The sequence below is a fragment of the Desulfuribacillus stibiiarsenatis genome, from assembly GCF_001742305.1.
Taxonomy (GTDB): Bacteria; Bacillota; Bacilli; order Desulfuribacillales; family Desulfuribacillaceae; genus Desulfuribacillus_A; species Desulfuribacillus_A stibiiarsenatis.
Window position 1 is genome coordinate 139,134 of sequence record NZ_MJAT01000037.1, and the last position, 12,064, is coordinate 151,197.

Genomic DNA, 12,064 nt, shown 5'->3' on the forward strand with positions numbered 1-12,064 from the left:
TCAAAACAAAGGAGGCATATCTCATGGCTTTAAGTAAACACGATATAGAGACGCGCAAAAAAGAACTTGAAAAGTTCTTAGATGCGTATCCAGCAAAGACAAAAAAGAACCGTAGGTCACACATTGTTGTTCGTGATTCCTCGTTAGAAGAGCAGCAAATAATTGAAGCCAACACGAGAACTATTCCTGGGGTAATCACCAATCGTGGTTGTGCTTATGCAGGTTGTAAAGGGGTAGTATTAGGTCCAATTAAGGATATGGCGCATATTGTCCATGGACCCATCGGATGTAGTTACTACGCTTGGGGTACTCGTAGAAATAAAGCAAAGACGAAAGATGGAGAAGTGAACCTAATTAACTATGCATTCTCCAGTGACATGCAAGAAAGCGACGTAGTATTCGGGGGCGACAAGAAGTTAGCAGCGATGGTTGACGAAATTGTGGAGACTTTTAAGCCTAAAGCTGTAACGATTTCTGCAACTTGTCCTGTAGGTCTGATTGGAGACGATATTGGGGCAGTTGCGAAGGCGGCGGAAGCGAAACATGGAATTCCAGTTATGTCATTTAGCTGTGAAGGATATAAAGGGGTTAGCCAATCGGCAGGTCACCATATTGCGAATAACGTACTAATGCAAAGAGTTATAGGTTCAGGTGAAATTGAGGAAGCAGAAGGAAAGTACGCAATTAACATCCTTGGTGAGTACAACATAGGTGGGGATAGCTGGGAAATTGAAAGAGTACTGAAGGATATCGGGTATCATGTCGTTTCTGTAATGACTGGTGATGGATCCTATGAAACTCTTAAAAACGCCCATACTGCTGAATTGAATCTTGTACAATGTCACCGCTCGATTAACTATATTGCAGAAATGCTAGAAGAGAAATATGGAACTCCATGGTTAAAGGTGAATTTCATAGGTGTTCAAAGCACGATTGAATCACTACGTAACATGGCAACATATTTTGGCGACCCAGCGTTAACGCAAAAGACAGAAGAAGTAATCGCACGTGAATTAGCGGCTGTTGAATCAAAGCTAGAGCAATTCAAGAAAATCTGTGATGGTAAAACGGCTTTCTGCTTCGTAGGGGGATCTCGCGGTCACCATTACCAAGGACTATTCAAGGAAATTGGCATAGATACAGTATTAGCTGGCTATGAGTTTGCACATCGTGATGATTATGAAGGTCGTGAAGTAATCCCAGACATTAAGTTAGACGCGGACAGTAAGAACATCGAAGAAATTAAAGTTTCTAAGGATGAAAAGCGTTACAAGATAAGGATTTTGAAAGAAAGATTGGATCAAATCAAAGATAAAATTCCTTTAAGCTACTATGGCGGTATGATTAAGGATATGCCAGACGGCAGTATCATGGTAGATGATTTAAATCACTATGAAACAGAGGAATTTATCAAAATTCTAAAACCTGATATCTTGGCTTCCGGAATCAAGGACAAATACGTAATCCAAAAGATGGGTATCCCTTCGAAACAATTACACTCTTACGACTACAGTGGACCATATGCAGGCTTTAGAGGGGCATTGAAATTTGCTGAAGACATTACAATGGGCTTTACTTCACCGACGTGGAATTATATTACTCCTCCTTGGAAACAAAAACCGATCCTCGACGGAACTGTCACAGAAGGAGGTAAATAACAATGTTAGATGCTACTACAAAAGAAATGAAACCCCGTTTAAGTGGCGGTGTAATCAATCCAGCGAAGACTTGTCAGCCGATTGGCGCAATGTATGCAGCATTAGGAATTCATAAGTGTTTACCTCACAGCCATGGTTCTCAAGGTTGCTGTTCTTATCACAGAATGCACTTAACTAGACATTTCCGTGATCCAGTCATGGCTTCCACTAGTTCCTTTACTGAAGGTGCCTCTGTATTTGGTGGTGGAGCGAATTTAAAGACTGCCATCAAAAATGTATTTACAATATACAATCCAGATATTATGGCTGTGCATACAACGTGCTTAAGTGAAACAATCGGTGATGACATTCCTACTATCATCAAGCAATCAGAAGTACCTGATGGGAAACTTGTGATTCATGCAAGTACGCCAAGTTATGTGGGATCTCATATCACGGGATTTTCAAATATGGTAAAGGGTGCGGTTACGTACCTTGCAGAAGCAACAATGGAAGAAAAGAAAGAGCAAGTAAATATCATTCCAGGTTTCGTGAACCCTGGCGATATGAGAGAAATCAAACGCATGGCAAAAGTAATGGGTGTGAAAAACATTGTATTGCCAGATACATCTGGGGTGCTTGATTCTCCAATGACAGGTGAATTCGATATGTTTCCTAAGGGCGGCACGAAGATTGCTGAAATCGTAGATACAGGAAATTCGAAGATGTCAATTGCACTAGGTAGCTTTGCATCTAGTGACGCAGCTTATGCATTAGAAAGAAAGTGCAAAGTAAAGCCAGCTGTATTAAAAACACCAATTGGCATTAAAGCGACAGATGAGTTTTTAATGACATTAAGTAGTAATTTCGGAAAAGAAGTAGCTAAGGAATTAGAAGAAGAACGCGGTCAATTAGTTGATATTATGACGGATACACATTTCCACTTCCACGGTAAGAAGGTAGCAGTATTTGGTGACCCGGATATCGTAATTGGTCTTACGGAATACTTGTTAAGCTTAGGGATGATTCCAGTTCATGTATTGACGGGGACCCCAGGCTCTAAGTTTGAAACAGAAATTAAAGAAATGCTTGCAAGAGCTGGTATTGAAGGCTCTAATGTGAAGGCTGCTGGGGATTTGTATACATTCCATCAATGGATTAAGAATCAGCCAGCTGATTTAATGATTGGCAATACTTACGGCAAATATATTGCCAGAGCAGAAGATATACCGTTCGTAAGAGTCGGTTTCCCAATTCTTGATCGCAGTGTGCATTCGTATATGCCAATCGTCGGATATAAGGGAGCGATGCGATTACTAGAAATGATTAGTAATGCATTGCTTGATCGTAAAGATCGTGATTCCGCAGATGAAGACTTTGAGTTAGTCATGTAATTCGATAGTTGAGTAAGAGCACATGAAAACAAAAGAGACGTTTGGGGGTGAAATGCTCACCCCTAGACAACACTTTTGAGAAGGGCGTGGTGAACATGGAGCAACTGGCACTGAAAGATCCAAAAGTAATCGAAGAAAGAAAAGAGTTTATAAGTACTAAAGGTGCACAAAAGCAGCAGGTCAAATGTGATGAAGATAGTGTAGCTGGCTCTATTAGTCAACGTGCTTGTGTGTTTTGTGGAGCTCGAGTTGTGTTAAATCCTATCACTGATGCGATTCATCTCGTCCATGGGCCAATCGGATGTGCGAGCTATACTTGGGATATTCGTGGTAGCTTGACAAGTGGCTCGAATCACTATCGGAACAGCTTTTCTACAGATATGAAAGAGAAGGATGTAATTTTTGGCGGAGAGAAGAAACTAGCAATCGTCATTGATGAACTAGTAGAGAAATATAAACCGAAGTTAATCTTCGTGTATTCCACCTGCATCGTTGGGGTCATTGGCGATGACTTAGAAGCCGTATGTAAGAAACAAGCGCAAAAATATAACATTGAGATAATACCAGTTCAATCGAGTGGATTTATAGGGAACAAATCAGCAGGATATAGAGCAGCATGTGATGCTTTATTACGTTTAATTGCACCTGCTCCACAAGAACAATTGACGAACAATGGCGAGACCAGTCAACCTAAAGAAGTAAAGAAGAAAAGTAAGACTATTAACTATTTAGGAGATTTTAACCTAGCAGCTGAAGCATGGATTATAAAGAATTATTTAAAAGAAATCGGTGTAGAAATCAATGTTACATTTACCGGTGACTCTGATTATGTCTCGCTGAAAAAAGCGCCAGAAGCTAGCCTTAACATTATCCAGTGCGCTGGATCAATGACTTACTTAGCAAAAAAAATGGAAGAAATATATGACATTCCATTTATCCATATATCATTTTTAGGCATTGAAGATACGAAGGAATCAATCCGAAAGATTGCTAGATTCTTCAATGATCCTGAGATCGAACAAAAAGCTGAACAATTGATTGCGAGAGAATTGAAAACGATTGAATCCCAGTTAGATTGGTATAAACAAAAGCTACAAGGTACGAAAGCAGCCATCTATGTTGGTGGTGGTTTTAAGGCAATCTCCCTTTTAAAGCAGTTTAAGGAGCTTGGGGTAGAGGTTGTTATGGTAGGAACGCAAACTGGTAGAAAAGAAGAATACCAAACCATTTCTGAATTGGCCACTGAGGGCACCGTTATCCTTGATGATGCGAATCCTACAGAGCTAGAACAATTTATGACAGAAAAAGGTGCAGATTTACTTGTTGGTGGTGTAAAGGAACGCCCACTTGCTTACAAGTTAGGTCTAGCATTTATAGACCATAATCATGATCGTAAACACCCATTAAGTGGTTTTGTGGGGGCAGTGAACTTTGCCAAAGAAGTCTATTCCACCGTTTGTTCACCAGTATGGAAATATGTCTAAGGAGGGGATTTCATGAAGAAGACAGTCACACAACATCACAAAAACGTCAATGAGAATCCCTGTAATATGTGTATGCCTATGGGAGGGATTCTACCGTTTAAAGGGATTGAAGGATCGATGGTGATTATGCATGGTTCACAAGGCTGTAGCACCTATATGCGCCGTCATATGGCAGAGCATTATAACGAACCAATTGATGTTGGTTCGTCGTCTCTCAATGAAAAGGGTACAGTATACGGCGGTGAAAAGAATTTAAAAACTGGACTACAAAACATTATTAAGGTGTATCAGCCAAAGCTTATTGGTGTATTAACGACTTGCCTAGCAGAAACAATTGGTGAGGATGTAGAACGGATTACCGCAGATTTTAAAAAAGAACATTCAGATTTATCAGCAAAAATTGTGCCGTGCGCAACCCCAGGATATGGAGGAACACAATTTGAAGGGTATTTTTTGACATTGAAACAGATTCTTAAACACCTCACAAAACCGTCGGAATCCCATGACAAAATCAACATCATTGTTCCCAATATATCACCAGCAGACATTAGGGAAATAAAGAGGATCCTGCAAGTAATGGAAATTGCCCATACAATTTTCCCGGATTATTCAGACACACTTGATCGTCCATATGAAAGACCGTATAAGAAAATCCCAGACGGTGGCACTACCATTGCAGATATTGTGAAAATGTCGGGGGCAAAAGCTACGATTCAATTTGCTGCGATGGTTGACGACGAGTTATCGCCAGGGCTTTTTCTGAAAGAAAAATACGGGATAGAACTACACAATATACCTATCCCAACAGGGTTAGAAAGTACAGATATATTCTTGCATACGTTAAGCAGTATCTCAGGAAAAGAAATACCACAAACGATACAGCAAGAGCGTGGAAGGCTACTCGATTGTATGATTGACTCTCATAAATATAATGCAGAAGGTAATGCCGTGATCTATGGCGAGCCTGAACAGGTCTATGCCATCACAAAGGCTTGTCTAGAGAATGGAATTATTCCGAAAGTCGTTGCAACAGGAAGTAAAACAACCAAACTAAAGGCAGCTCTTCAACCCATGATAGAACAACTAGACATGGGGATAGAAATTGTGCAGGAAACAGACTTTTCTGTCATTAGAAGTCTAAGTGTGAAACATCATGTAAATCTAGCGATTGGGCATTCTGACGGAAGATATTTGACAGAACAAGAAGGAATTCCACTCGTAAGACATGGTTTCCCGATTCATGATCGTGTCGGTGGCCAACGACTACTGTCCGTAGGTTATACAGGAACAACAATGCTACTCGACCGGTTAACCAATACTTTACTAGAGAACAAATATAATCAATATCGAACAAAAATGTACAAAGAATATTACGAAAAAAACTTTTTAATAGGAAGCTGAGGTGATAGTTATGGCATGTTCAACCGAAAAACACCCTTGTTATTCAGCAGATGCACATCACAAATTTGCGCGGATGCACCTTCCGGTAGCACCAAAATGTAATATTAGCTGTAACTATTGTAACCGCAAATTTGACTGTATGAATGAAAGTCGCCCAGGTGTTACCAGTGAGTTATTAGATCCCAATGAAGCATTATTCAAGTTTCAAGTGGTGAAAGAGAAAATTCCTCAATTAAGTGTTGTGGGAATCGCTGGTCCAGGAGATGCCCTAGCGAACTGGAAAAACACGAAGCAAACGATTTCGTTAATTAAAGAGTCGATAGAACAGCAAAACCCATTGAAATCATCATGCGGCGAAGCGGATGATGACTCAGAGATCATATTTTGCCTATCCACCAATGGCTTGATGCTCCCGCTCTATGCACAAGAGATTGTTGACTTAGGAATTAACCATGTGACAATCACGATTAACACCTTGGATGCAGAGATTGGGGCCAAGATTTATAAGCACATCGTATGGAATGGTGTAGTGTATAAAGGTGAAGAAGCGTCAAAAATTCTTATCAACAATCAACTACATGGGCTAGAGTTTCTAGCGCAGCAAGGTGTGTTAGTAAAAGTCAACATCGTTATGATTAAAGGCGTGAATGACCATCACATTCCTGAAGTGGTCAAAAAAGTAAAACAATTAGGTGCGTTTATGACGAATATTATGCCGTTAATTCCAGCACCAGGTAGTGTGTTTGAAGATCATCCGCAAACGAGTATGAAGGAAATCGTCCAAATGCGTAAAGATTGCGAGCTTGATTTGCAACAAATGCATCACTGTAAACAGTGTCGTGCCGATGCCATAGGCTTGTTAGGGGAAGATCGCTCGATAGAATTTAGAGATTTATGTAAAAAGAAAGCTGCTGAGAAAACTGCTGAAAATGAGATAAAAGTTGCACAGCAAGAAGTGGCTGCAATCACAGAAGCATTTGATTCAAGTGCGGAATCTAAAAAAGATGAGACCTACAAAGTAGCTGTTGCTACGAAAAGTGGTATCATCGTAGACTTGCATTTTGGTCATGCAGAAGAATTCGCCATTTATCAATATAAAAATCAGCAATTTCTATTACTCGAAAAACGTAAGGTTTCTAAGTATTGCAATGGTGAGGACGAATGTAAGGAAGACAAACGCAAGCAAATGGTGAATATGCTGCGCGACTGTGATGCGGTATTATCCCTGCGAATAGGGCATTCCGCAGAACAAAATCTAGTAAATCATGGGATTTGTAGCTTCCAACATTATGAAACGATTGAAAAGAGCCTAGCCTATGTTGTTGAGAATTTAAAAAAAGCCAATTGATATCGTAAAAAGGGAAGGGAGATTTCTAATGGATAAGCCAAAAAAACACATTTTCGTATGTAGTAGTTCAAGAATTAATGGACAACAAAAAGGGTTCTGTCACTCGAAGGATTCTGTAAACTTAGTGGAAACATTTATGGAAGAGTTAATGGATCGCGGCATCAGTGGCGAGGTTATGGTTACGAACACAGGATGCTTAGCCATATGTGAGAAGGGCCCTATCGTCATCGTATACCCTGAAAATATCTGGTATGGAAACGTAAGTGATGATGACGTGGAAGAAATTCTAGATGAGCATATTGAAGGTGGCAAACCAGTAGAGCGACTGATGATTTTTAAGTAAAAAAATAAAGGGAATCATTTGTTCCGTGAGATTCCGTCAGTAAAGGAGGTTATCGAGTGGCTAAAATTATTGCATCTTTTGTCAATGAATCAAGGGAAATCCTTCCATTGAATGAGAATGGCGAAGTAGTTGTATTCAAAAAAGAAATGGGACATTGGTCTCTGATCAGGTCTAAAAGATTTGATATGCGCGAAGTGAAGAATATTCGTGAATTGCGAAGCGAAATGGGCAATATCATAAGTTTTCTTGATGATTGCAAAACATTCATTGGAAATTCAATCACAGGTGTTCCTTTTTTCGAACTTGAAAAAGCAGAAATTGATAGTTGGGAGTTTGAAGGGAAGGCAGAAGAATTTCTAGATTACGTATATCAAAAAGATCTGTTAGAAGTAGAAGAAGCATTACTACAATCGAAAGAAAAAGAAGATGAGTTAGCTTCGTTACAGCCAATTGATCTAGGGAACGGAATCTTTGAGGTAGTTTTATCAAAGGTCCAAGGCACCAATCTCGGGATTACTTCCAAGCAGCTATTGATTCCAGTCTTAAGCAAAGGGGCTTTCTATCAGCTGAATGTGATCTGCAATCACGTTCCACCATGGCTAGAAGCCGAATTAATAAAACATAATTTTACTAGCAATATAGAGAAAATCAATGATAAAGAATTAAAGCTTACGATTGCAAAGAAAGTCTGTACGTAATACTCCTAAGGACTTGCAAAGGGTGGTAATGATGACGATTGAATACAAGAAGCGCCCCATAACAATCATAGACCGGACATTTACTTCTATAAGTCATGTTAATTCAAAGCTTCATTCACCATATACACCATTGGAACGCGCTCAATTGCGAGACCTTGTAAAGATGCTAATTCGAGTTGGAGTAGATATATTTGAAATCAACCAAAGAACTGTTTCGTTCATGCAGGAACTACATGGATTTCCCCTTGCCTATCGGTTTGAGGATGATTACCAATATAATGCCCGCCAAAGTAACGATTATGGTATTGAAGATATCATTAAGAACTGTCAATATCTAATAATCCCTTACCACATAGCAGGATTTTTCATACAAGAGCACCATTTGAGCGAGCATCATTTATTCGCACAGTTAACACAGCGATACAGAAATAAGATTATCATAGAATGTAATGTGGCGAATTTTCAAAAATTACAGGTAATTCTAATGAGTGATCAATGGCGCTCCATTTCCAGACAATACACAATTGATGTTTTGCGAATTCGTGGATTGAGTCAAATCGCCGTCCCTTTTTTAACAGACGAAATTTCTCAGATTCGAGAATTAGTACAGTGTAGCATTGATTGGTGCCCTTGCAATAGTAGTTATTCAGCAACAGCAATCACGATAGAAGCATTAGATTATACAGTAGATAGTATTTCTACACACTTTAATGGTGGTATATCAGATACAGTCACAGATACGACCACACCATTAGAAGAAATTATTATGGCGATTCATTATCTTAAGCAACCGAAAGGGATACGCCCTGACTATTCGGTTTTTCCTGATATCACTGCCCTATATGAGAGCCTTACTGGCGATCGAATTAATGGTATGAAACCGATAATAGGGAAGGATATATTCAAATATGAGTCAGGGATTCATGCGGATGGAATCGCTAAGAACCATGCAACCTACGAACCATATGCACCTGAAGTAGTAGGGAATATCCGAGAGCTTTATATTGGAAAGCATTCTGGAATGAAATCACTAACTTCGTTCATGGAAAAGTGGAAGATATCAATCACCCATGATCAGTCGAAGGCTTTATTACAGTCGATTCGTGCCTTTAGTGTAAATTATAAACGGAATGTTCGAGAGGAAGAATTATTTTATCTATGTCATTCCATTCTTAAGAGTCATCCATCTTAGTTTGATTGGAGGTTTATGTATGAATATTGTAGATACCACATTGCGTGATGGGGAACAAAAGGCTGGGGTTGCTTTCAATGTATGTGACAAAGTGAAAATAGCAAAACTTCTAGACTATATAGGAGTAGCGCAGATTGAAGCTGGCACGCCATCGATGGGTGGAGTGGAGCGGAAAAGTATTGAGAAAATTGTGGAACTTCATTTGCAAGCGAGAATATCTGCTTGGAATCGCATGAACCACCTGGACATTCAAGCTTCCATTGAATGTGGAGTGGATATTATTCATATTTCCATACCCGCATCGGATCTACACATTTACTATAAATTTAATCAAACAAGACAATGGGTGATGGAACAAATGGAAAGTTGTATTGATTATGCAAGGGAGCGCAATCTAGAAGTTCACATTGGGTTAGAAGATGCATCTAGGGCTGACATTGATTTTATTCTTGAAATCTGTCGCAAGGCTCAGAAAGCAGGGGCTTCAAGAATACGTTACGCCGACACAGTTGGAATTTTGACTCCTAGTAAAGTCTATCAAGACATTCAGACAATTTGTGAACACATTGAAGTTCCAGTAGGAATCCATGCGCATAACGACTTTGGTATGGCAGTAGCAAATTCTCTAGCTAGCGTTAGGGCGGGAGTTACCTTTGTCGATACAACAATTGGAGGATTCGGTGAGCGGAGTGGAAATTGCAATTTACTGCATATGCTCAAAGCAGCGATTGTACAAGGCCAAGGGACAAAAAAAGAAGAAGCATCTTTACAGAAGCTTCTAAAGGTGCAAGATGAAATCTTGCGTATATTTCATAACCATTCATCCAATTCCTTTAATACAGTAGCTTTCGCTTGATCAAAAGCTGCAAAAACGTGTTTTGCACGTTCGGCATCGTGATAGACCTTCCAGTATCCGCAAAGCAAACAATTTTGTCCTGCATTTTTAATAAAACCACAGACATCTTCTAGGGGAATCCCTAAGAATATCCCGATTTCGTGAGGACATGATTCGTCGAAATGCTTTTTTAACTGATGTAGACAATCTTCTGTCGACATATGCTCGTGATAGCCATAGCCCTTTAGGAATGCCATGTTTTTGCGTTGAAATAATATATCCTGAAGCATTTGCGGGTTATAAAAAAGAACTAAACTGCTATCAGGCTGTGTACGGATTTCAAAGAAACTTACAAATGGGTCATTGGCAAATAAGTACTGATATTGTTTCCAAAGCTTATGTAAGTTCCTTCCGCCAGAAGTGAAAGATAAGAGGTTGGAAGGTTTCTTCCCAGCACTTGTAGGAGCAATATGGTACGCAATTGTGGTAATAAGATAGTTCCTGTCATCTAACTGTTCTCTCTTATCTATGAAATCTTTTGATAGTTGTTTGTCCATTTTCATCACCTCGCACGGTAAAATTTAATGATTTGGTTGTGTCACAATTTGTTTGCCAAATTGTTGGCATTTTTCTATGCCAGTAGAGCTGGGATAGCCTTGTAGAATTACAGAATCAGCAATAATTTTTGCACCGTATTGAGTCATGCGCTTTTCCCATTCTTCCATCCATTCGCCATCGCCCCAATCATAAGAACCAAATAATATCATTGGTTTATCTTGGAGCTTCTCATCTTTAAGCGAAGTAACAAATGGTTCCATCTCTGTGTCTTCTAATTCTTCCGCACCCATTGCCGGGCAACCTAATGCAACTATATCGGCATTGAATACATCGTTCGTAGTTGCTTGACTAACTGGTATAAGGGTGACGTTCGCACCCGCATTACGAGCACCTTCTGCGATTGCATTTGCCATACCTTCAGTGTTTCCAGTACCGCTCCAATATATAATTGATAAAGTCGTCATAAATCTCATCTCCTCGTCAATGATAATCATTATCGTTATTTAAAGTATATAATATAAATTTCCCATTGTAAACACTCAAATTTAGATAATTTGTGACATATAATGATGAGAACGTTCAATTATACTGTTTTTCATTGACAATCCAAGAATTTATTATGATAATGTTGATTGAATGGATGAAGAATAAATCAATATGGGGTGAATTACATTGATTAATCATAACAATGACGCTTTTTCAGCTCCAGAGGTTTTCGCAGAGGTTGAGCAAAACATACAAATTGTACATATAAAAGGGAAATTGAATTATGGAACAACGCAAACTGTAAAAGATTCTATGGCGAAATTATTCACAACTGCCGATGGATACATCATAGATTTATCCAATGTGGAGAATATTGATAGTACAGGTTTTGGGGTATTAATTAATTTCGCAAAAAGAATTGCTGAGATTGAGCGTAAGATGGCAATCGTGGTAACGAATGATTTTATTTATGACTTATTTAAGATTTCTAAATTTGACCTTGTATTTCCTCTCGTGAAATCTAAGGCAGATGGAATTAAGATTTTAAAGGAAGGTTTTGAACGACCGCTACCATTAAAAGAGTACTAAGATTGTTAGCATTAGTTTAAGGCACACCTGACATGGGTAGCTTACATGTAGGTGTGCTTTTATTAGCATAACTAGACTTTATCATTAGATTCTGTAAACA

12 protein-coding genes are annotated in these 12,064 nt (G+C 39.1%); 10 read left to right on the forward strand and 2 right to left on the reverse strand.

The genetic code is table 11. The annotated features are described in order from the left end of the window. Nucleotides 1-44 precede the first annotated feature (44 nt). From nifD to BHU72_RS13105, 9 genes are all read left to right on the forward strand, one after another. Complete coding sequence (nifD, locus tag BHU72_RS13065) at nucleotides 45-1,658, forward strand: nitrogenase molybdenum-iron protein alpha chain (RefSeq protein WP_141709325.1); 1,614 nt, start codon at nucleotides 45-47, stop codon at nucleotides 1,656-1,658. A 2-nt stretch (nucleotides 1,659-1,660) separates the two neighbouring features. Further along, a complete protein-coding gene (gene nifK, locus BHU72_RS13070) occupies nucleotides 1,661-3,031 on the forward strand; it encodes a nitrogenase molybdenum-iron protein subunit beta (RefSeq protein ID WP_069703066.1) in 1,371 nt (456 codons plus the stop codon). A 95-nt stretch (nucleotides 3,032-3,126) separates the two neighbouring features. After that, nucleotides 3,127-4,515, forward strand: a complete 1,389-nt coding sequence (nifE, locus tag BHU72_RS13075; protein WP_069703067.1) for a nitrogenase iron-molybdenum cofactor biosynthesis protein NifE — start codon at nucleotides 3,127-3,129, stop codon at nucleotides 4,513-4,515. A 12-nt stretch (nucleotides 4,516-4,527) separates the two neighbouring features. Further along, nucleotides 4,528-5,916 carry a nitrogenase component 1 gene (locus BHU72_RS13080; protein ID WP_069703068.1) on the forward strand — a complete coding sequence of 463 codons (1,389 nt, stop codon included), beginning with the start codon at nucleotides 4,528-4,530 and terminating at the stop codon, nucleotides 5,914-5,916. 73 nt (nucleotides 5,917-5,989) lie between these two features. Continuing rightward, nucleotides 5,990-7,264 carry a nitrogenase cofactor biosynthesis protein NifB gene (gene nifB, locus BHU72_RS13085; protein WP_245671914.1) on the forward strand — a complete coding sequence of 425 codons (1,275 nt, stop codon included), beginning with the start codon at nucleotides 5,990-5,992 and terminating at the stop codon, nucleotides 7,262-7,264. A gap of 28 nt (nucleotides 7,265-7,292) precedes the next feature. Beyond that, a complete protein-coding gene (locus BHU72_RS13090) occupies nucleotides 7,293-7,607 on the forward strand; it encodes a 2Fe-2S ferredoxin (protein ID WP_069703069.1) in 315 nt (104 codons plus the stop codon). 56 nt (nucleotides 7,608-7,663) lie between these two features. After that, nucleotides 7,664-8,305 (forward strand): Fe-only nitrogenase accessory AnfO family protein, encoded by a 642-nt coding sequence (locus tag BHU72_RS13095; protein WP_069703070.1) that lies wholly within the window; start codon nucleotides 7,664-7,666, stop codon nucleotides 8,303-8,305. Further along, on the forward strand, nucleotides 8,283-9,497 hold the full coding sequence (locus BHU72_RS13100) for a homocitrate synthase/isopropylmalate synthase family protein (RefSeq protein ID WP_176720487.1): 1,215 nt from the start codon (nucleotides 8,283-8,285) through the stop codon (nucleotides 9,495-9,497). The genes BHU72_RS13095 and BHU72_RS13100 overlap by 23 nt, the downstream gene beginning before the upstream one ends. A gap of 19 nt (nucleotides 9,498-9,516) precedes the next feature. Further along, a complete protein-coding gene (locus tag BHU72_RS13105; RefSeq protein ID WP_069703072.1) occupies nucleotides 9,517-10,353 on the forward strand; it encodes a hydroxymethylglutaryl-CoA lyase-like TIM-barrel protein in 837 nt (278 codons plus the stop codon). Here the strand turns inward: BHU72_RS13105 and BHU72_RS13110 are convergent. Together BHU72_RS13110 and BHU72_RS13115 are read right to left on the reverse strand one after the other, a co-directional pair. After that, entirely contained in the window at nucleotides 10,308-10,889 is a 582-nt protein-coding gene (locus tag BHU72_RS13110) for a DUF3793 family protein (protein WP_176720488.1), read from the reverse strand. The genes BHU72_RS13105 and BHU72_RS13110 overlap by 46 nt on opposite strands. A gap of 24 nt (nucleotides 10,890-10,913) precedes the next feature. Next, nucleotides 10,914-11,354, reverse strand: a complete 441-nt coding sequence (locus BHU72_RS13115; protein ID WP_069703074.1) for a flavodoxin — start codon at nucleotides 11,352-11,354, stop codon at nucleotides 10,914-10,916. Between the two features lie 208 nt (nucleotides 11,355-11,562). Between BHU72_RS13115 and BHU72_RS13120 the strand changes: the two genes are divergently transcribed. Next, nucleotides 11,563-11,964 carry an STAS domain-containing protein gene (locus BHU72_RS13120; RefSeq protein ID WP_176720489.1) on the forward strand — a complete coding sequence of 134 codons (402 nt, stop codon included), beginning with the start codon at nucleotides 11,563-11,565 and terminating at the stop codon, nucleotides 11,962-11,964. Nucleotides 11,965-12,064: the final 100 nt, after the last annotated feature.